Annotated in this window: 4 protein-coding genes; all 4 read right to left on the bottom strand. The window is 76.5% G+C overall.

Annotated features, from left to right (window positions below; all coding sequences use genetic code 11):
* Positions 1–56: 56 nt before the first annotated feature.
* On the bottom strand, positions 57–1,316 hold the full coding sequence (locus ACFQ9Z_RS32470) for an MFS transporter (RefSeq protein WP_383027711.1): 1,260 nt from the start codon (positions 1,314–1,316) through the stop codon (positions 57–59).
* Positions 1,313–1,960, bottom strand: coding sequence for a GNAT family N-acetyltransferase (locus ACFQ9Z_RS32465; RefSeq protein ID WP_383027708.1), 648 nt, complete (start codon positions 1,958–1,960; stop codon positions 1,313–1,315). Before ACFQ9Z_RS32465 ends, ACFQ9Z_RS32470 begins: the two co-directional genes overlap by 4 nt.
* A gap of 130 nt (positions 1,961–2,090) precedes the next feature.
* Positions 2,091–2,294 carry an MbtH family NRPS accessory protein gene (locus ACFQ9Z_RS32460; RefSeq protein WP_356822881.1) on the bottom strand — a complete coding sequence of 68 codons (204 nt, stop codon included), beginning with the start codon at positions 2,292–2,294 and terminating at the stop codon, positions 2,091–2,093.
* Positions 2,295–2,500: 206 nt separating this feature from the next.
* A complete protein-coding gene (locus tag ACFQ9Z_RS32455) occupies positions 2,501–22,567 on the bottom strand; it encodes a non-ribosomal peptide synthase/polyketide synthase (protein WP_383027699.1) in 20,067 nt (6,688 codons plus the stop codon).
* Positions 22,568–22,576: the final 9 nt, after the last annotated feature.

Raw genomic sequence — 22,576 nt, 5'->3', positions numbered from 1 at the left:
CCACTCGGCCATTACAGCGCGTGCGGGCCGCCCGCGCAGCCCCTGTGCACGCGGGGCTACACGGTCGGGTTGCGCAGGCCCTTGCCGACCGTGGCCGTCACGGCGGCGACGGTGACCAGCACCGGGAAGACCAGCATCGCCGGTGCGGGACTGAAACGGGCCAGCAGGGCGCCGGCCAGGGCGGGCGCGAGCGCGGCCGCCGAGCCGGCGGCGAGCAGCACGCCGCCGACGACGCGGCCCTGGAGGTGGTCCGGGGTGACGGCGGCCTGGTGGGCGAACAGGGCGGCGTTCGCCGTCGGTCCGAGGAACACGGCCGCGGCCAGCGGTACGGCGGCCGGGACGGTGCCGGCCAGCAGCGTGCCGACCGCCATCAGCGCGGCGGTCGCCCAGCACAGCAGCCTGATCAGGGCCGGCAGCCGCAGCCGTCGCTGGAGCGCCGGGGCCGCCAGCGCGCCGAGGAGGCCGCCCACCGCGAAGACGGCGCCGGCGAGACCCACCAGGTACGCCGGGACGCCCGCGCGGCGCAGCGCGAGCGTCATCGCGAAGATCATGCCGGTGAAGGCCATGTTGAGCGGGGCCGCGATCAGCAGCAGGGTGCGCAGGAAGGGGTGCCCCAGCAGGAAGCGCAGGCCCTGCGCGGCGGAAGGGCGCCCGGCCGCTCCGGCCGGTGTCTCCGGCGGCCGGGGCCGCTGCAGGGGCCGCCGGAGACGGGAGACGGCCAGCAGGGACAGCAGGTGGCTCAGCGCGTTGCCGAGGAAGGGCAGGGCGCGGCCCAGCCCGAACAGCAGACCGCCCAGCGGCGGTCCGGCCAGCGAGACGGCGTAGGTGCGCGCCTCGTTGCGGGCGACGGCGGCGGTGAGCTGGTCGGGGCGGACCAGGTTGCGCACGCCGGCGTGCTCGGCGGTGCTGAAGACGGCCGTGGCGGCCGCGCCGGCGACCACCACGGCGAGGATGACCGGCAGGTTCGCGGTGCCCGCCGCGACCGCCCAGCCGAGGAGGGCGTACCCGGCGAGGCGGACCACATCGCAGACGATCATCAGCCCGCGCCGGTCGTACCGGTCGGCGAGGACGCCGGCCGGCAGCCGGCACACCAGGGTGGTGACGAGCCCGGCGGTGCCGACGAGGCCGGCCCGCGCCGGGGAGCCGGTCTGCTGGAGGACCAGCAGCGGCAGCGCCAGTTCCACCATGGCGCCGCCCAGGTCGGACAGGCACTGACCGGTCCACAGCAGATTGAAGTCCCGGTTGCGCCACAGCCCGGGCGAGGGCCCGGTGTCCGCCGCCTCGGCGACGCTCTCGCCGAGCGGGGGCCGGCTCATACGGCGTCCTCGACGGCCGCTGCTGCGGCCGCCGCACCGGTGTCCGCCCCGTTCTTCGTCCTGGTGTCCGTCGTCTCCGTCCCGGTCTTCGTCCCGGTCTTCGTCCCGATCACCGGCCCGGTCTTCGTCCCGTTGTCCGGGTCCTTCGTGGAGATGACCATCAGCTTGGTCACGGAACCGTCGTCGCCGACGACGTCCCGCAGGTGCCGGAAGCCCAGTCGGCGGCACATGGCCAGGCTGGCAGTGTTCTCGGCGCCGACCATGCCGTAAGCCTCGGTCAGCCCCAGGTCTTCGGCGGCGTAACGGAGCAGTCCGCGCACCGCCTCGCCGCCCAGGCCGTGACCCCAGTGGCGGGGGGCGAGCGCGGTGACGAGTTCGTGGCCGTCGACGTTGCCGGTCGGCTTCACCTCGGCGTGCCCGGCGTAGGCGCCCTCGGTCCACAGGCCCCACACGTCGAAGCGGCGCTGGGGGTAGACGTCGGTGAGGATGGCGCGGAACAGCTCGCGCAGCTGCGGTTCGGGCACGAGGTCCTGCCCCATCCAGCGGCACACCTCCTCGTCGCGCAGCAGCGCTACGAAGTGGTCCTCGTGTTCGGGTCGGTAGGGGAGGAAGTCCAGGCGTTCGGTCCGCAGGACGGGGGTCATGACGGGCTCCTCGGGTGAGTTGCGGTGCAGTGGGGGCCGAGGGCGGTGGGGCGCCGGAACGGCGACGCGTGGGGGCGGGGCGCCGGGCCGGCGCGGGTGCGGCCGGCCCGGCGTGTCGTGTGCGGGCCGGTCAGGCGCCGGCGTTCTCCATGCGCTCGCGCAGGCTCTTGGGCCGCATGTCGGTCCAGACCTCGTCGACGTAGGCGGTGCACTCGGCCTCGGTGCCCTCCTTGCCGACGGGCTGCCAGCCGGCGGGCACCTCGATGTCGGCGGGCCAGAGGGAGTACTGCTCCTCGTCGTTGCGCAGCACCTGGTAGCGGGTGTTCTCGTCCATGTCGCCTTCTCTCGTCGGTTTTTCGTCGGTCGTCGGTCGTCTGTCGTCGGTCGCCGGTCTGCCGTACGGCGGCTGTCGCCGGTCGTGTGCGGTCGTGCTCCGGTTCCTCGTCGTCGGGTCCGGGTGGCGGGCGGTCGGGGCGCGTGGGGCGCGAGGGCCGTGCCGGGCGGTGCGCCGGGGCGGTGCCTCGCGGGGCGGGAGCGTCGTCACCGGCCTCCCCGGGCGTGCCGGGCGAGGTGGCGCAGGGCCTCGGCGAACTCCTCGGCCACCCGGCGCACGGTCGCCGTGTCGTGGACGCCGGGCCGGTGGTGCCAGGTGAAGGCGAGCCGGCCGTGCTGCACCGCGCCCACCACCTCCACCGGGTGCGAGCCGGGGTCCCGGGGATCGTGGTCCTGCCCGAAGGAGCCGTGCTCGGCGCGGACCAGGCCGCCCTCAGCGGTCTCCGGGCGCGCGTCCCACTGGCCGAGGTAGTTGAACACCACCTGGCTGTGGGCGTGCGAGCCGAGGCGTCCGCGGACCCCGGGGGCGCCGAAGGTGCGCAGGGCCCCGTAGCCGATGCCGTTGCCGGGTACGGCGCGGAGCTGGCGGCGCACCGACTTCACCAGGGAGCGCCAGTCGCGGTCCGCTCCCGGTTCGCCGGGGTCGGGCACCTGGAGGGCGACGGGGTAGACGGTGGTGAACCAGCCGACGGTGCGGGAGAGGTCGACGCCGTCGAGCAGGTCCTCCCGGCCGTGGCCCTCCAGGTCCACGCGGACCCGGTCGCGGCCCGTCCAGCGGGCGAGGGCCAGGGCGAGGGCGGCGAGCAGCACGTCGTTGACCCGGGTGCGGTAGGCGGTGGGCGCGGCGCGCAGCAGGGCGGCGGTGTCGTCCTCGTCGAGTTCCACGGCGACCGTGGCGGCCGGTCCGGCCGCGGGTGCCGGGTCCGGGTCCACTGGGCCCGGCTCGATGCCCACGGCCTGTTCCCAGTGGGGCAGTTCGTGGTCGAGGCCGCCCTCGGCGACGTGGGCGGCCAGACGCCGGGACCACTCGCGGAAGCTGGTGCCGCGCTCCCCCAGGGCGACCGGGCCGCCCTGGACCGCCTGCCGGTAGGCGGTCTCCAGGTCGTCGCGCAGGATGCGCCAGGAGACCGCGTCCACCACCAGGTGGTGGACGACCAGGAGGAGGAACACGGGCCGGTCCGGTCCGCCGGTGAACAGGGCCGCGCGCAGTTGCGGGCCTCGGGCCAGGTCGAAGCTCGCGTGCAGCTCGTCGGCGGCCTTCGCCATCGCCGCGTCGGCGTCCTCGGCGGCCATCCCGGTGAGGTCGTACCGGACGAGTACGTCCTGTCCGCCGGCGGGCGGCGGGTTGAACTGCCGCCAGCCGTGCTCGTCCCGGGTGAACCGCATGCGCAGGGCGTCGTGGTGCTCCAGCAGGGCGTCGAGCGCGGTCCGCAGCGCCCGCTGGTCGGGGACGCCGTCGAGCTCCAGCAGCGCCGACTGGTTGAAGTGGTGGTGGGCGGCGCGCGGAGTGGTCAGGAACCACTCCTGGATCGGTGTGAGCGGCACCTCGCCGGTCACCGGGCCCTCGGCGGCGCGCTGGGGCGCGGTGCGGACGACGGTGGCGAGTTCGGCGACGGTCTGGTGGGTGAACAGGTCCCGGGTGGCCACGTGCAGGCCGTCACGGCGCAGCCGGGAGACGACCTGCATGCTCAGGATGGAGTCGCCGCCCAGCGCGAAGAAGTTGTCGTCGGCGCCGACCTCCTCGATGCCGAGCACGTCGGCCCAGATCCCGGCGATCCGGCGTTCGGTGTCGGTGCGCGGCGCGGTCCGCGGCCCGTCCGCGGCCTGTGCGGTCCCGGGCGCGGGCAGCGCCCGCCGGTCGGTCTTGCCGTTCGGGGTGAGCGGCAGCCGGGCGAGCGGGACGAAGACGGACGGCACCATGTGCGGGGGCAGCGCCCCGGCCAGGTGCAGCCGGAGTTCGCCGACGGGCAGGGCGGCTGGCGCCGGGCCGTCCGGGGCCCCGGTGCCGGAGGGTGCGGCGGCGGGTCCGGTGCCGGAGGGTGCGGCGGCGGGTCCGGTGCCGGACGGCCCGCCGGGCACGTCCCCGCCGCCGGCCGGCCCCGCCGGTACGACGTAGGCGACGAGCCGGGCGGGCGCGCCGGGCGTCTCCCCCGCCCGCACGACGACCACGGCGTCCCGCACCAGAGGGCTGCGGCGCAGCGCGGCCTCGATCTCCCCCGGTTCGATGCGGAAGCCGCGCAGCTTGACCTGGTCGTCGGCGCGTCCGGCGAACCGGAGCCGGCCGTCGGCCGTCCAGCGGACCAGGTCCCCGGTGCGGTACATCCGCTCCCCCGGCGCGCCGAACGGGTCGGGCAGGAACCGCTGGGCGGTCAGTCCCGGCCGGCCCAGGTAGCCCCGGGCGAGACCGGGCCCGGCGATGTACAGCTCGCCGGTCACCCCGGGCGGCACGGGGCGCAGGGCGGCGTCGAGCACGTGGACCCGGGTGCCGCCGGAGGGGCGGCCGATGGGCGGGGCGCCGGCGCCGGGGGTCAGCGGGCCGGTCCAGGTGGCGACCACGGTGGCCTCGGTGGGGCCGTAGGAGTTGATCATCCGGCGGCCGGGGGCCCAGGTGTCCACCAGGTCGGCCGGGCAGGCCTCGGCGCCCACGATCAGGGTGCGCAGGTGGGGCAGGGCGGCGGCGGTCTCCGGCGCCACGGTGGCCAGCGCCGCGGGCGGGATCAGCGTGTGGCTGACACGCCGTTCGCTGAGCGCCTCCGCCAGCCGTTCCCCGACCAGCGGCCCCTCCTCGCCCGTCACCAGCGCGGCCCCGCTGAGCAGGGAGACGCACAGCTCCAGCACGGAGGCGTCGAAGCTCGGGGAGGCGAACTGCAGCACCCGGTCGCCGGGGCCCGCCGCGTACCGCTCGGCGGCCGCCACGGCGAAGGAGGCCAGGCCGCGGTGGGTGACGACGACGCCCTTGGGGGTGCCGGTGGAGCCGGAGGTGTAGATGACGTAGGCGGGGTGGGTGGGGGTGAGCGCGGTGGTGCGGTCGGCGTCCGCGGGCGCTGTCTCGGGCCCGTCGGCGGACCACACCTCGGCCGGGTCGCCGAGGACGAGGTGGGCGCCCGCGTCCCGGATCATGAACTCCCGCCGCTGCTCGGGGTAGTCGGGGTCGACGGGCAGGAACGCGCCCCCGGCCTTGGCCACGGCGAGCTGCGCCACCACGCTCGCCGCCGAGCGGGGCAGCGCGAGGGCGACCACGCGCTCCGGTCCGACGCCGTCCCGCACGAGCCGGTGGGCCAGCCGGTTGGCGGCCCGGTCGACCTCGGCGTAGGTCAGCTCGCGGTCCTTGTCGATCAGCGCCACGGCGTCCGGGGTGCGGGCCGCCTGCCGTTCGAAGAGCGCGGGCAGGGTCCTCTCGGGCACCGGCCGGAAGGTCCCGCGGCCCTGCTCCAGCAGGGCCTTCACCTCGTCGTCCGAGGCCAGCGGCAGGGCGCCGAGCGCACGGCCGGGGTCCTCGGCCACGGCACGCAGCAGGGCGCCGAGCTGTCCGGCCATCCGTTCGGCCGTGGCCGCGTCGAAGAGGTCGGTGTTGTAGGTCAGCAGGCCGTGCAGGGCTCCGGAGCCGCTCTCGGCGAACTCCAGGGTGAGGTCGAACGCGGCGTGCTCCGACTCCGGTTCGACGTCGGTGGCGTCGAGGCCCGGCAGTTCGAGGGCGGCGGCCGGGGTGTTCTGGAGGACGACCATCACCTGGAACAGCGGGCTGCGGCTGGTGTCGCGGACGGGCTGCACCTCGTCCACGACCTGTTCGAACGGCACGTCCTGGTGGGCGAAGGCGTCGAGGACGGTCCGGCGCACGTCGTCGAGGAACCCGGTGAAGGGCCGTTCGGCCTCGGCCCGCGAGCGCAGCACCAGGGTGTTGACGAAGAACCCGACGAGGGACTGGATCTCGGGCCGGTCGCGGCCGGAGGTGACGGTGCCGACGGCGACGTCCTCGGTGCCGGAGAGCCGGGCGAGGTAGGCCTGCGCGGCGGCGACGAGAGTGGTGAACAGGGTTGTTCCGTGCTCCCGGGCGAGCCGGGTGAGCCGCCGTGCGGTCGGGGCGGGCACCACCAGGCGGGTGGTGGCGCCGGCGCTGGTGCGCACCGGCGGGCGGGGCCGGTCGGTGGGCAGCTCCAGCGGCGCGATGTCGGCGAGTCGCTCCTTCCAGTGGGCGAGGTGCTCACCGGCCTCGGCGTCGCCGGCGGTGCGCTGCCAGTGGGCGTAGTCGGCGTACTGCACCGGCAGCGGCGGCAACTGCGCCGTTTCGACGCCGAGTTCGGCGCGGTAGAGGTGGGCGAGGTCGCCGAGCAGCACGGAGGTGGACCAGCCGTCGGTGACGATGTGGTGCAGCGCGAGGGTGAGTACGTGGTCCTGCCCGTCGAGCCGGACGAGACCGGCCCGCAGCAGCGGGCCCTCGCGCAGGTCGAAGGGGCGGGCGCGCTCCTCGGCGAGCAGGCGGCGCAGCGCCGGTTCCCGTTCTGCGTCGGGGAGTCCGGACACGTCGTGCACGGGCAGCGGCACCTCGCACGGCGGGTGGACGCGCTGGACGCCGTGCCCGTCGACGCTGTCGAAGGTGGTGCGCAGCGACTCGTGCCGGGCCACCACGCCGGCGAGGGCGGCGTGGAGCGCGCCGGTGTCCAGGGTGCCGCGCAGCCGCAGCGCGAGCGCGGTGACGTACTCGGCGTTATCGGGTTCGAACTCGTGCAGGAACCACAGGCGTTGCTGGGCGTGGGACATCGGCGCGACCGCGTCCCGGCGCACCGGGACGAGTGCCGGGCGGCCGGTGTCCCGCCGGTCGCCGAGCAGACGGGCCAGGGCGGCCGGCGTGGGATGGGTGAACACCGCGCGCGGCGTGAGGTCGGCGCCGAAGGCCTCGGCGAGACGGGAGGCGAGCCGGATGCTGAGGATCGAGTCGCCGCCCAGCTGGAAGAAGTCGTCCTCGACGCCCGGCGGTTCGCTGCCCAGGACCTCGCCGAAGACGGCCGCGGTACGGCGTTCGGCCTCGGTGCGCGGTTCGACGCGGGTGCGGTCCGGCCCGGCGTCCGGTGCGGGCAGGGCGGCCCGGTCGACCTTGCCGTTCCGGCTGAGCGGGAGTGCGGTGAGCGGGACGACGGCGGCCGGCACGAGGTAGTCGGGCAGGGCGCGGGCGGCGAAGGCCCGCAGTTCATCGGCGTCCTGCCCGGCCGGTCCGACCACGTAGGCCACGAGCCGCTTGGCGCCCCCGGGGCGGTCCTCCCGTGCCAGGACCGCCACGTCGGCGACGCCCGGGTGGGCGGCGAGCGCGGCCTCGGCCTCGCCGGGCTCCACGCGGAAGCCGCGGATCTTCACCTGGTCGTCGGCGCGGCCGAGGAACTCGACGGTGCCGTCCGGGCGCCGCCGGGCCAGGTCGCCGGTGCGGTACATGCGGGTGCCGGGCGGGCCGAGCGGATCGGCGAGGAAGCGGGCGGCGGTGTCGCCGGGGCGGCCGAGGTAGCCGCGGGCGACGCCCTCGCCGGCCAGGTAGAGCTCACCCGGGCAGCCGGCCGGTACGGGCCGCAGCCGGGCGTCGAGCACGAGCGCCCGCATGTCGTCCAGTGGCCGGCCGATGGGGACCGTGTCCGGCACCGCCGCCGGGTCGGCGAGGGCGCAGGAGGTGGCGAAGGTGGTGGTCTCGGTGGGGCCGTAGCCGTCGACGACGGTCAGGCCGGGGCAGGCGGCCAGCACCCGGCGCACGGCCGCCGCCGGCACGACGTCGCCGCCGGTCCACACCTGCGTGAGGCCGCCGAAGCAGTCGGGGGCGTCCTGGGCGAGCAGCCGGAACAGGCCGGCGGTCAGCCACACCGCGGTCAGTCCGCCGTGGGCGGCCAGCCGGCGCAGCAGGGCCGCGTCGACGCCGTCGCCCGGGGCCACGACGACGCGGCCGCCGTTGAGGAGCGGCGCCCACACCTCGAAGGTGGCGGCGTCGAAGGCCACCGCCGAGTGCAGCAGCACCCGGTCGCACACACCGCCGGCGAACCGGCTGTCGGTGGCGAGCGCCGCCACGTCACGGTGCCGCACCGCTACGGCCTTGGGCAGGCCGGTGGACCCGGAGGTGAACATGACGTACGCCAGCCGGTCGGGCTCGACGTCCGGCATCGGCACCGCGAGGACCCCGGCGGGGTCCGCGGGCGGTGTCCGCTCCCCCGTAACCCCGTCGCGTGCGGCCGTCACGTCCCCGGCGGTGAGGCGGACGGTCGCGCCCGCCCGGTCGAGGAGGGTGCGCCGGCGTTCTTCCGGGGCGCGGCCGTCGACGGGGACGTAGGCGCCGCCGGCCAGGAGCACCGCGAGCTGGGCGACGACCAGTTCGGCGCAGCGGTCCATGAGCAGCGCCACCCGGTCCTCGGGGGCCAGGCCGCCGGCGAGCAGCCGTGCCGCCAGTGCGTGGGCCCACTCGTCGAGCTGACGGTACGTCAGCAGCCGTTCGCCGTCCTGGACGGCGACCGCGTCGGGTGTGCGGCGGGCCTGCTCGGCGAACAGGCGCACCGGGCTGCTCGGGGCGGCCCTGCGGGCGGTGGTGTTCCAGGCGGCCAGCAGCTCGCGGTCGGCGGCGGTGAGCAGGTCCAGGTCGGCCAGATCGGTGTCGAAGCCGTCGGCGAAGGCGGTGAGCAGGCCGGCCAGCCGGTCCGCGGCGCGCTCGGCGGTGGCGTGGTCGAACAGGGCGGGGTCGTAGGCGAGGTCGAAGCCGAGCCGTTCCGCCAGGTGGGCGCGGAGGCACCAGGGGAAGGTGGTGGCGTCGTCGGCGCGCACCTCCTCGACCCGGACGCCCGTGCGGGCCGTCGCCGACTCGTCGACCGGGTAGTTCTCGAACACCACCATGCTGTCGAACAGCGCCTCCCCGGAGGGGACTTCGGTGACGGCCTGGATACGGGACAGGGCGAGGAAGTCGAAGCGGCGGGCGTCGCTCTGCCGCTCCTGGAGGTCCCGCAGCCACGGCAGCACCGGCCCGGCGGGTGTGCGGACCCGGGTCGGCACGGTGTTGATGAACATGCCGATCATGCCTTCGACACCGGGCAGTTCGGCCGGGCGGCCGGAGACGGTGGTGCCGAACACCACGTCGTCCCGTCCGCTGGAGCGGGCCAGCAGCAGCGCCCAGGCGCCCTCCACCACGGTGTTGACGGTCACTCCGGCACGGGCGGCGGTCTCCCGCAGCCGCCTGGAGACCTCGGGTGCCAGCTCGTGGTGGACGGCTGCGGCGGAACGGGCGCGGTGCGCCTCGGCGGGCGTGCGGTCGTACGGCAGCGGGGTGCGGGCGGTGAATCCGGCGAGGGCGTCGGCCCAGTGCCGTTCGGCCGCCGTCTCGTCCTGCTCGCGCAGCCAGCGCAGGAAGTCCGCGAAGGGCCGGCGCACCGGGGGCGCCGGGTCCGGGCCGCCGGTGAGCGCCGCGTAGCGTTCGCAGACCTCGGTGAGCAGCTGCCCGGTGCTCCAGCCGTCGAGGACGATGTGGTGGGTGGACCACACGAGCAGCACCTCGTCCCCGGGCAGCGCGGCCAGGGTGAGCCGGGTGAGCGGCGCGGTGGTGAGGTCCATGCCGGCCGCGCGGTCGTCGGCGAGCAGTCGCTCGGTGGCCTCCGCGCGCTCGGCGGGGGTGTACGCACGCCAGTCGAGGTGGGTGACGGGGAGTGCGGCGCGGCGGTGGACCACCTGGACGGGGTGCGGCAGGCCGTGCCAGTGCACGCTGGTGCGCAGCGCCGGCGTGCGGTCGGCGACCTGCTGCCAGGCGGCGGCGAAGGCCCGCGGGTCTGCGATGCCGGACAGCCGCACCGCCGTGCGGTCGAAGTAGGCGTGCTCGGTGTCCACGAGGCCGTGGAAGAGCATGCCGGACTGGAGCGGGGTGAGCGGCAGGACGTCCGCCACGTGCCGGCCGGTGCCGACGAGCCGGTCCAGCTCGTCCTGGCCGAGTCCGGCGAGCGGGAAGTCGGAGGGGGTGCGGCCGCCCGTCCCGGCCATGGCGCAGTGCTCGACGATCTCCCGCAGGGCCGCGAGGGTGTCCTCGGCGAGCCGGCGCACGGTGGCCGGGTCGTGGACGGCCGGCGGGTAGGTCCAGCCGAGTTCGAGGCGGCCGTGCTGGACCACGCCGGTGACGTCCAGGACGTAGGGACGTGGCTCGTCCGGGTCGGTGTCCCGGCCGGCCGGGGGCAGTGCGCCCCGGATCAGGCCGCCGGCGCCGCCGCCGGCCGTGTCCCATTGGCCGTGGTAGTTGAAGCCGACCTGTGGGGCCGGGGCCCCGGCGAGCGGGCTGCCGGGCGCCAGGTGGCGCAGGGCGCCGTGGCTCAGGCCGTGCAGCGGCACCGCGCGCAGCTGCTCCTTGACCGAGCGGAGGGTGTCGTGCCAGTCGGCGTCGGGGGCGACGCGCAGCGCGAGCGGGAACTCGGCGGTGAACCAGCCCACGGTCCGGGACAGGTCCACGTCCGCGAACAGTTCCTCCCGGCCGTGGCCCTCGACGCCGAGCAGGACGGTGTCCCGTCCGCACCAGCGGGCCAGGGTGCGGCCCAGGGCGCTGAGCAGGACGTCGTTGACCTGGGTGCGGTAGGCCTCGGGGACCTTGCGCAGCAGGGCGTCGGTCGTCTCCGCGTCCAGGGTGACGGTGAGGGTGTCCGCGGTGCCGTGGGTGTTCGGGCCGGGCCGTCCGGCGGGCAGTGCGGCCGGGGCCGCCGCGGTGCTCGTCCAGTACGGCAGGTCGGCGTCGAGGGCGCCGGAGCGGGTGTGCCGGTCGAGCCGGGCGGCCCAGCGGTTGTACGAGGCGCCGGTGGGGGGCAGTTCGACGGGCCGGCCGGCCGCGGCCGCGCGGTGGGCGCTCTCCAGGTCGGCGAGCAGGATGCGCCAGGAGACGCCGTCGATGACCAAGTGGTGTGCGGTGACGACCAGTTGTCCCGGCCGGTCCGGGCCGCGGTCGAAGAACAGGACGCGGACGACCCGTCCGGCGGCAGGGTCGAGGGCGGCCTGCGCCTCGTCCGTGAGCCGCTGGACCTCGGCCTCCAGCGCCGCGCCGTCCGGCGCGGTCACGTCGTGCCGGGTGAAGACGGCGTCCGGCGCCTGGGGCAGGACTTCCTGGCGCCAGCCGCCGGCGGTGCGGTGGAACCGGGTGCGCAGGGCGGCGTGGTGGCGCACGAGCGCGTCCGTGGCGGCCCGGAGCGCGGGTCCGCCGGTGCCGGGGGCGAGTTCGAGGCGCTGGGTCATGGTGAACCGCAGCGGCCGGCCGGACTCGCGGCCGTCCAGGTACCAGTGCTGGATCGGGGTGAGCGGCGCCTCGCCCGGCTCCTCCTCCGTGTCCCGGCTGGGGGCCGACTCCGTGACGCACAGGGCGAGTTCGGCGACGCTCTGGTGGCGGAAGACGTCCTTGGTGGTGAGGGCGAGTCCGGCCTGCCGGGCGCGGGAGACGATCTGGATGCTGAGGATGGAGTCGCCGCCGAGCGCGAAGAAGTTGTCGCGGGCGCCGACCCGTTCGACTCCGAGCACCTCCGCCCAGATCACGGCCAGGCGTTCCTCGGTGCCGGGCCGGGGGGCGACGTAGGGGGTGGAGCTGTCGGGCTGCGCCGGCGGGGCGGGCAGGGCGCGCCGGTCGGTCTTGCCGCTGGTGGTGCGGGGGATGCGGTCGAGCGGGACGAACGCGGCGGGCACCATGTGGTCGGGCAGGGTGCGGCGCAGTGCGAGGCGCAGGCTGTCGGCGGACGGGACGCGGCCGGCTACGGGCACCACGTAGCCGACGAGCATCAGGCGGCCGGCGTGTTCGCGGACGGCGACGGCCGCGTCGGCGACGTCGGGGTGGTCCAGGAGGGCTGCCTCCACCTCGCCGGGCTCGATGCGGAACCCGCGGATCTTGACCTGCTCGTCCACCCGGCCCAGGAACTCAAGCAGTCCGTCCCGGTCCCAGCGGGCCCGGTCGCCGGTGCGGTACATCCGCTCCCCGGGCGGCCCGAAGGGGTCGGGGACGAAGCGGGTGGCGGTGAGACCGGGGCGGTTCAGGTAGCCGCGGGCCACCTGGGCGCCGGCCAGGTACAGCTCGCCGGGTGTCCCGGGCGGTACCGGGCGCAGGGCGCCGTCGAGGACGTAGGCGCGCAGGTTGCCCCCGGGGCGGCCGATGACCGGGCGGTCGGGCCGGTCGGCGCAGCGGCCGTAGACGGCGTCGACGGTGGTCTCGGTGGGGCCGTACATGTTGTAGACCGCGACGCCCAGTTCCGTCTCGGCGCGCAGGAGTTCGCGCCAGCCGGCCGGGGTGACGGCCTCACCGCCGACGAGCAGCAGGCCCGGGTGGTGGCGGCCGGGGGCGAGCAGGCCGGCGGCGGTCAGTTCGCGCAGGAAGGACGGGGTGACGTTGACCAGGTCGAGGCGGTCGCCGGCGACCTGCTCGCAGAACGCCTCCGGGTCCAGGCGGGTGTCCTCGTCGATGAGGTGGACCTCGTGGCCGAGGGCGAGGAGCAGCGGTCCTTCCCACGAGGTGTCGAAGGAGAAGGAGGCGCTGAGCGCGGCCCGCAGCCGGCGTCCGCCGGCGGTGTGCGGGGCGAGCAGGCCGGCCCGGTGGTCGTGGCAGAGGTTGACGAGCTGCCGGTGTTCGACGGCGACGCCCTTGGGACGGCCGGTGGAGCCGGAGGTGTAGACGATGTAGGCGGTGTGCCGGGGCAGCAGGGGCCGGACGCGGTCGGCGTCGGCCGGGTCGTGGACCGGGAGCCGGTCCCAGGGCACCTCGTCGAGGTCGGTGAGCAGGGTGTGCGGCCGGGCGTCGGCGAGGAGGAACTCCTGCCGTTCGGCGGGGAGTCCGGGGTCGACGCAGAGCAGGGTGGCGCCGGCCTTGAGGACGGCGAGCAGCGCCACGACCAGGTCGGAGGTGCGCGGGAGCCGTACGGCGACCACGTCCTCGGGGCCGGCGCCCCGGGCGATGAGGTGGTGGGCGAGCCGGTTGGCGCGGGTGTTCAGCGCGGCGAAGTCCAAGGTGGTGTCGCCGGCGGCCAGGGCGGTGTGGCCGGGGGTGCGGGCGGCCTGGGCCTCGAACAGGGCCGGGTAGGTGGTGTCGGGCTCGGGCAGCGGGACGCCCCGCCCGTGGCGCAGGACCTGGCTCCGTTCGTCGCCGGTCATCAGCGGCAGGCGGCCGACGGCCTGCCCGGGGTCCTCGGCGGCGGCCTCCAGCAGCGTGCGCAGCCGGCCGGCCAGCCGCATCGCGGTGTCGGCGTCGAACAGGCCGGTGTTGTACTCCAGGTACCCGGTGAGGCCGTCGTCGCCGTCCACGAAGTCGAAGGCCAGGTCGAAGGTGGCGCTGCGGACCGGCGGGGTGACCGGCTGCGCCGTCAGACCGGGCAGCCGGGGTGGTTCGGCGCCGAGGTTGTGCAGGGCGACCATGACCTGGAACAGCGGGGTGCGGCTGGTGTCCCGCTCGGGCTGGAGGGCGTCCACGACCCGCTCGAAGGGCACCTCCTGGTGGGCGAACGCCGCCAGGACGGTGGTGCGCACCTCGGCCAGCAGCTCCCGGAAGGACAGGCCGGGGCGGATGCGGGCGCGCAGCACCAGGGTGTTGACGAACATGCCGACCACGTCGTGCAGTTCGGGCCGCTCGCGGCCGGCGGTGACGGTGCCGACGGTGACGTCCTCCTGGCCGGCCCAGCGGGCGAGGAGGGTCTGGCAGGCCGCCACCAGCGCCATGTAGAGGGTCGCGTCGGCCTCCCGGGCCCGTTCGCGCAGCCGGTCGGTGAGCGCGGCGGGCAGGGTGAAGGTGACCAGGGCGCCGTCGCGGGTGCGGACGGCCGGGCGGGGCCGGTCGGTGGGCAGTTCCAGCGGGGTCACACCGTCAAGGGCGTGGCGCCAGTGGGCGAGTTCGGCCTCGGCGCGCTCCGCGCGGGAGCGCTGCCAGGCGGCGAAGTCGCGGTAGCGGACGGGGAGCGCGGGCAGTTCGGGGGCGCGGTCCGACAGGGCGGCACCGTAGAGCTCGCCTAGGTCGCGGGCGAGTACGCCGGTGGACCAGCCGTCGGTGACGATGTGGTGCACGGCCAGGACGAGGACGTGCTCGTCGTCGGTGAGCCGCGCCAGGCGGGCCCGCAGCAGGGGTCCGGCGGCCAGGTCGAAGGGCGTGGCGGCCTCCCGGTCCAGCAGGCCGTCAAGGGCGGCGCCGTCCGGGAGGTCCGTGACCGGCAGGTCGACGGGCCGGGGCGGGTGGACGATCTGCCGGGCCTGGCCGTCGTGTTCGGCGAACGTGGTGCGCAGCGCCTCGTGCCGGGCGACCAGGCCGTCCAGGGCGGTGCGCAGGGCGGCGGTGTCGAGCGGCCCGCGCAGCCGGAGCACGGACAGCGTCGTGTACTCGGTGCTGCCCGGTTCGAACTTGTCCAGGAACCACAGGCGTTGCTGCGCGTACGACAGCGGCGCCGGGGCGTCGGGCGCGGCGGCCGGGATGGTGCCGGCGGTGTCCTCGTCGCCGGGTTCGCCCAGGGCGGCGGCGAGTTCGGACAGCGTGGAGTGGGTGAACAGCAGCCGGGGCGAGACGTCGGCGCCGAAGGCGGCGCGCAGCCGGGAGGTGACGCGGACGGCCAGGATGGAGTCGCCGCCGAGGGCGAAGAAGTCGTCGTCGGCGCCGACCTCGTCCGTGTCCAGCACGTCCGTCCAGGCGGCGGCGACCAGGCGTTCGGCGTGGGTGCGCGGCGGTATCCGGGTGCCGTCGGCGGCGAAGCCGTCCGGGCCGGGCGCGGGCAGGGCGCGCCGGTCGAGCTTGCCGTTGACGGTGAGCGGCAGCGCGGCCATCGGCACGTAGGCGGCCGGCACCATGTGCGCGGGCAGCAGCCCCTGGAGGTGGGCGCGGAGTTCGGCGGCGGACGGGGGCTGTCCGTCGCCGGCGCCGACGACGTGGGCGACCAGCCGGCGGGTCCCGGCGGTGTCCTCGTACACGCCGACGGTGGCGGCGCCGACGCCCGGGTGGCTGTGCAGGGCGGCCTCGATCTCGCCGGGCTCGATGCGGTAGCCGCGGATCTTCACCTGCTGGTCGGCACGGCCCAGGTACTCCAGCGTGCCGTCGGCCCGCCAGCGGGCCCGGTCCCCGGTGCGGTACATGCGGGTGCCCGGCCGGCCGAAGGGGTCGGCGGGGAAGCGGGCCGCGGTCAGGCCGGGCCGGTTCAGGTAGCCGCGCGCCAGCCCCTCGCCGGCGACGAACAGCTCCCCGACGGCGCCCGGCGGCACCGGCCGCAGGGTGTCGTCGAGGACGTAGAGCCGCAGGTCGGGAATGCCGGTGCCGATGGGGCTCGCGGTGTCGGGGCGGGCGGTGGAGCGGTCCAGCGCGGCGTGGGTGACGTGCACGGTGGTCTCGGTGATGCCGTACATGTTCACCAGGCGCGGCGCGGTGTCGGGGTGGCGGTCGTACCAGTCGGCGAGCCGGCCGACGTCGAGGGCCTCGCCGCCGAAGATCACCGTGCGCAGCGCCAGCCGCTCCCCGACGTCGCGGAGCCGGGCGTCGGCGCGGATCAGCGGGTAGAAGGCGGACGGGGTCTGGTTGAGGACGGTGACCCGCTCGTCGGCGAGCAGGCGCAGGAAGTCCTCCGGGGAGCGGGCGGTGTCCTCGGGGACGATCACGAGCCGGCCGCCGTGCAGCAGCGGGCCCCACAGCTCCCACACCGAGAAGTCGAAGGCGTAGGAGTGGAACATGGTCCACACGTCGTCGGGCCCGAAGCCGAACCAGTGCCGGGTGCGGCCGAACAGGCGGACCACGTTGGCGTGCGGCACGACGACCCCCTTGGGGCGGCCGGTGGAGCCGGAGGTGTAGATGGCGTAGGCGGGGCTGTCGGGCAGCGCGCGCCCGGCCGGGCCCTCGGCCGGGCGGCGGGCCAGGTCGGCGCGCACCTCAGGGTCGTCGAGCAGCAGGCGGGGGACGTCCGGGCCGTGGTCGTCCGGCAGCGGGCGGGGGGCGTCCGGGCCGGCCGCGACGTGCCGGGTGGTGACGAGCGCGACCGGCTCGGCGTCGGCGAGCAGGTGCCGGACGCGCTCCGCGGGCAGCGTCGGGTCGATGGGCAGGTAGGCCGCGCCGGTTCTCAGTACGGCGAGGACGGCCACCACGAGGTCGGTGGAGCGGGGCAGCGCGAGGGCCACGAACTTCTCCGGACCGGCGCCGAGTTCGGCGAGCCGGTGGGCGAGGCGGCCCGCCCGCGCCGCCAGGCCGGCGTAGTCGAGCCGCTCGTCGCCGCAGGTGACGGCGACGGCGTCGGGGGTGCGGGCGGCCTGGGCGGCGAAGAGGGCGTCCAGGGTGCCGTCGGGCCGGCCCTCCTCGGTGCCGTTCCAGTCGGCCAGCATCCGCCGCCGTTCCCCGGCGGTGGTCCAGGCCAGGTCGCGCACGGGCCGGCCGGGGTCGTCCGCCAGCTCGGTGAGCAGCAGGCACAGCCGTCCGGCGAGGTCGCGCACGGTGGCCGCGTCGAACAGCTCGGGGTCGTAGGCGAGGTCGAAGCCGAACCGCTCGCCCTGGAAGGCCCGGAGCACCAGCGGGTAGTTGGTGGCGTCCCGCGAGGAGACGTCCGTCAGGCGTATCCCGGTGGTGGCCGAACGCGCCTCGTCGAAGGGGTAGTTCTCGAACGCCACCATGCTCTCGAAGAGCGCGCTGCCGGCCGGCACGTCGCTGAGCGAGGTCAGTTCGGCGAGGGACACCGCCGCGAACCGCCGTGCCTCGGCCTGTTCCTCCTGGAGTTCCCTCAGCCAGTCGGCGGCGGCCCGGCCCCCGTCCACGCGCACCCGGGTGGGCAGGGTGTTGATGAACATGCCCACCATCGACTCAGCGCCGGGCAGGTCGTCGGGGCGCCCGGAGACGGTGGTGCCGAACAGCACGTCCCGCTCGGCGCTGTAGCGGGACAGCAGCAGCGCCCAGGCGCCCTGCACCACGGTGCCGAGGGTGAGCCCGGCCGTCCGGGCGGTGCGGGCCAGCCGGGCGGAGACCTCGTCGGACAGCGCGGCCGTGTGCACGCCGGCGGACCGGGTCTCGTGCCCCGGGCGCCGGAGGCGGTCGGCGGGCAGCGGGGTGGGCGTGGCGAACCCGTCGAGGACGGACCGCCAGTGCGCGTGCGCGGTCGCCGTGTCCTGCCCGGCCAGCCAGCGCACGTAGTCGCCGAACGGCCGGCGCGCCGGGGGCCGGGAGGCGGCGCCGGCGGTGAGGGCCGCGTACTCCTCGAACACCTCGGTGAGCACCTGGGCCAGGCTCCAGCCGTCCAGGATCAGATGGTGGGAGGTCCACAGCAGGTGCGTACGGGCGTCGGGCAGCCGGACGAGGGTGAGCCGCATCAGCGGCGCGGCGCCGAGGTCGAGACCGCGGGCGAGGTCGTCGGCGCGCAGCCGCGCCAGCCGCTCGGCGCGTTCCTCCTCCCCCAGCTCCCGCCAGTCCAGCAGGGTGACCGGAACGCCGGCCCGCCGGTGCACCACCTGGAGCGGGACCGGCACGCCCTCCCACACCACCGAGGTGCGCAGGGCGGGGGTGCGGTCGGTCACCCGCTGCCAGGCCAGGGCCAGGGCGCCGGGGTCGCTCACCCCGTCCAGCAGCAGCGCGGCCTGGTCCACGTACACGTCGTCGGGGCCGCCGACCAGCCGGTGGAAGAGCATGCCCTCCTGGAGCGGGGTGAGCGGCAGCAGGTCCTCGACGTCCCGGCCGTCGCCCACGAGTCGGTCCACGCCGGCCTGGTCGAGGCGGGCCAGCGGGAAGTCCGAGGGGGTGCGGCCGCCCGCGCCGGGGCGGGCGCAGTGCCCGGCGATGGCGGCGAGCGCCCGCACCATGCCGTCGGCCAGGTCCCGGACGGTCCCTTCGCGGTGCACCTGGTCGCTGTAGTGCCAGGTGATCTCCAGCTCGCCGCCGGCCACCAGGGCGGACACGTCGAGCAGGTGGTCCAGCGGCGCGCCGGGGTCCATGTCCCGGCCGGGTACGTCGGCGACCGGCGCGAAGTCGCCCCCGGCGGGCGCCTCCCACTGGCCGTGGTAGGTGAAGCACACCTCGGGCAGCGGCCGTTCGGCGAGGGCGCGGGCTCCGGGGCCGGGCGAGCCGAGGTGGCCCAGCGCCTGGTAGCCCAGGCCGCGGCGGGGCACGGCACGCAGCCGCTCCTTGACCGACTTCAGGGTGGCGCCCCAGTCGTCCGGCCCGGCCGGGGCCAGGGTGACCGGGTACTGAGTGGTGAACCAGCCGACCGTGCGGGACAGATCGGCGCCCTCGGCCAGGTCCTCCTCCCGGCCGTGGCCCTCCAGGGCGACGGTCACCCGGTCGGCGCCCGTCCAGTCGGCCAGCACCCGGCCGAGCGCGCTCAGCAGCACGTCGTTGACCTGGGTGCGGTACACGCCCGGCACGCGGCGCAGCAGGGCCTCGGTGGTCTCCCGGTCCACCCGGGTGCGGACGGTGCGCACGGTCCCGGCGAGCGGGGTGCCGGGCAGGTCGACGGGGAGCGGGGTGCGCGGCAGCGCGGTTTCCCCGGTCCAGTGGGCGAGGTCGTCGTCCAGGTCGCCGGCCCAGACCCGGCCGGCCAGGGTGTGCGCCCAGTCGGCGAACGGGGTGTGCTCGGGTTCCAGCAGGGGGTCCTCGCCCGCCGCCGCCTGCCGGTAGGCCTTTTCCAGGTCGGCGAGCAGCACCCGCCAGGAGACGCTGTCGACCGCCAGGTGGTGGGCGGTGAGGAACAGCCGCGGGCGTTCCCCGCCGGTCAGCAGGGCGGCGCGCAGCAGTGCGCCGGCGCCCGGGTCCAGGGCGGCGCGGGCCGCCGCCGCGGCCTCTTCGGGCGGGGTCCCCGGGGCGTGGCGGGTAAGCAGTCCGGTGCCCGGGCCGGCGCCGGGGTGCTGCCGCCAGGCGCCGGCGTCGCGGGTGAAGCGGGTGCGCAGGGCCGGGTGGCGGGCCGCCACGGCGTCCAGCGCCCGGTCCAGGGCCCGCTCGTCGAGGTCGTACGGCAGGTCGAGCAGCATCGACATGCTGAAGTGGCGCAGCGGTCCGTGCGTGGCGAAGAACCACTCCTGGACGGGGGTCAGCGGGGCGGGTCCGTCCTCGTGCGGGCGCCGGCGCGGCGCGGGCACGGCGGCGGTGCGCCGGGACACGGCCGCGGCCAGGTCGGCGACCGTCTGGTGCCGGAAGACGTCCTGCGATCCGATGCGCAGGCCGGCCGCGCGGGCCCGGGAGACGGCCTGGATGCTGAGGATCGAGTCGCCGCCCAGCTCGAAGAAGTTGTCCGTGGCGCCCACCCGGCTCACCCCGAGCACGTCGGCCCAGATGCCGGCGAGGGTCTCCTCGTCGGGGGTGCGCGGGGCGACGAACTCCCGTTCCTCGGCGGTGTTCTCCGGGGCCGGCAGGGCGCGGCGGTCCAGCTTGCCGCTGGTGGTCAGCGGCAGTGCCTCCAGCGTGGTGAACGAGGACGGCACCAGGGCGTCGGGCAGCACCTGGCGCAGGGCCGCCCGCAGGTCGGCGGGGGCGGGCCGGGGCGCGCCGGGCGCCGGGACGACGTAGGCGGCGAGGCGGTTGTGGCCGTGCGGGTCGGGCACGGCGAGGACCGCGGCCGCGGCGACGCCGGGCACCGCGAGCAGCGCGGCCTCGACCTCGCCGGGCTCGATGCGGTGGCCGCGCACCTTGACCTGGTCGTCGGCGCGCCCGAGGTAGTCGAGGCGGCCGTCGGCGGTCCAGCGGGCCAGGTCGCCGGTGCGGTACATCCGCTCCCCCGGGCCGCCGAACGGATCGGCCAGGAACCTGGCCGCGGTCAGGCCGGGCCGGCCGGCGTAGCCCCGGGCGAGCTGCGCGCCCGCGAGGTACAGCTCGCCGCCGACGCCGGGCGGCACCGGCTGTAGCCGGTCGTCCAGCACGTACGCCCGCACCCCGGGCAGCGGGCGGCCCACCAGGGGGCGGTCCCCGCCGTCGATGCGGCAGGACAGCGCGTCGACCGTGCACTCGGTGGGGCCGTAGAAGTTGTGGGCGGCCACGTCCGGGTGGCCGGCCAGTTCCCGCCAGAGCGCGGGCCCGACCGCCTCGCCGCCGAGCATGAGGACCCGGGGACGGTGCCGGGTGTCGGTGAGCAGCCCGGCGGGCAGCAGTTGCCGCAGGTAGGACGGGGTGACGTCGAGGAAGTCGATCCGGTGCGCGACGACGTACTCGACCAGGGCCGCCGGGTCCATCCGGGTGACCTCGTCGACCAGGTGCAGCGGGTGGCCGTCGGCCATCAGCAGCACGCCTTCGAGGGAGGTGTCGAAGGAGAAGGCGGCGGTGAGGGCGACCCGCAGCGGGCCGCCGCCGGCCTCGGCGACGAAGCCGGCCCGGTGGGCGGCCAGCAGGTGGGCCGCCGCGCGGTGGGACACGGCGACGCCCTTGGGGCGGCCGGTGGAGCCGGAGGTGTGGATGACGTACGCGATGTGGTCCGGGTGCAGCGGGGCGCGCCGGTCGGCGTCGGTGGGGTCGGTGTCCGGGGCGGTGGCGGGCACGGCGCGCAGGGCCGCCTCGTCCAGCACCAGGGCAGGGCGGGCGTCGTCCAGCAGGAACCGGACGCGCTCCTCGGGCAGGGCGGGGTCCAGCGGGAGGTAGCCGGCGCCGGACTTCCAGACCGCGAGCAGGGCCACGATCATGTCCGCGGTGCGCGGCAGGCGGAGCGCGACCAGCCGTTCGGGGCCGGCGCCCTGGGCGATGAGGTGGTGGGCGAGCCGGTTGGCGCGCGCGTTGAGCGTGCCGTAGTCCAGGCGTTCGCCGCCCGCGACCAGGGCGAGCGCGTCCGGGGTCCGGGCCGCGCGGCGCTCGAACAGCTCGGGGTGGGTGGTGTCGGAGGCGGGCAGCGGGGCGGGGTTCCAGTCGTGGACGACCCGCCGGGTCTCCTCGCCGGACAGCAGGGGCAGGCTGCCCAGCGGGCGGTCGGGGGCGTCGCAGGCGCCTTCCAGCAGGCGCAGGAACTGTCCGGCCAGCCGCTCGGCGGTGGCCGCGTCGAACAGGTCGGTGCGGTACTCCAGCAGGCCGGTCAGGCCGTCCCCGTCGGGCACGAACTCGATGCTCAGGTCGAAGGTGGCCGCCTGCCGGGGCACGGTGACCGGGGTGGTGGCGAGCCCGCGCGGGGCGGTGGCGGCGGGCGGGTCGGGGTGCAGCAGGACCATCACGTCGAACAGCGGGTTGCGGCCGGCCTCGCGGGGCGCGGCCACCGCCTCGACGATCCGCTCGAACGGCGTGTCGCCGTGGGCGAAGGCGTCGCCCACCGTCCGGGCCGCCGCCGCCAGCAGGTCGCGGAAGGATCCGGAGGCGTCCACCGGGGTGCGCAGCACGACGGTGTTGACGAAGAAGCCCACGGCCCCTTCCAGGTCGGTGCGGGACCGGCCCGGCGTCAGGGAGCCGACGGTGACGTCGTCCTGGCCGGACCAGCGGGCCAGCAGCGCCTGGGCGGCGGCGACCAGGGCGGTGTGCAGGGTGCTGTGCCGCTCCCTGGCGAGGTCGCGCAGCCGGCTGGTCACGCGGGCGGGTACGGCGAAGGCGTGGACGGCGCCCTCTCCCGCCTCCTCGCCGCGCCGCGGCCGGTCCAGGGGCAGCTCGGGCGCCACCGCCCCGGTCAGTCTCTCCTTCCAGTGGGCGAGTTCGCCCTCCAGGCGGGCGCCGGAGAGCCGGTCGCGCTGCCACACCGCGAAGTCCGGGTACTGCGTGGCAACCGGGGGCAGTTCCGGTTCGGCGCCGTGCGCGAGGGCGTCGTAGGCGGTGCACAGCTCGTCCAGGACGACGCCCATCGACCAGCCGTCCGTGATGATGTGGTGGGCCGTCAGCAGCAGGACGTGCGAGGCGGCGGACTCGCGCAGCAGCAGGGCGCGCAGCAGGGGCCCGTGCCGCAGGTCGAAGGGCCGGGAGTACTCCGCCAGCAGGTCCTTGTCCAGGTCGCCCGCGGCACGGACCGGCAGCGGCACCGGGCCCGCCGGGTGCACGTGCTGCACCGGGCGGCCGTCGGTCTCCTCGAAGGTGGTGCGCAGGGCCTCGTGCCGGGCCACGACGGCGGTCAGCGCCGCGGTCAGGGCCTCGTGGTCGCAGGCGCCGGTGAGACGGACCGCGACCGCGCTGTTGTAGCGGGCGTCGCCGGGCCGCAGCCGGTCGAGGAACCACAGGCGCTGCTGCGCGAACGACAGCGGCAGCGGGCGGTCCCGGTCGGCGCGCGGGATGCCGGGGCGGGCGGCCGGGGACGAGCCGCCGGCCCGGCCGGCGAGCCGCCGGCGCAGCGCCTCGCGCATCTCGTCGGGCAGGGCCTCGGCGCGGTCCTGGCGGGACGGGCGGCCGGGACGCGGGGAGCCGGAGGGGTGCGAAGGGGTCGAAGACGTCATGGTCGTCGG

The organism is Streptomyces sp. NPDC056580, from assembly GCF_042793175.1.
Lineage (GTDB): Bacteria > Actinomycetota > Actinomycetes > Streptomycetales > Streptomycetaceae > Streptomyces.
The sequence above is the reverse complement of the archived record's forward strand: the minus strand, read 5'-3'. Positions and strand labels throughout refer to the sequence as shown.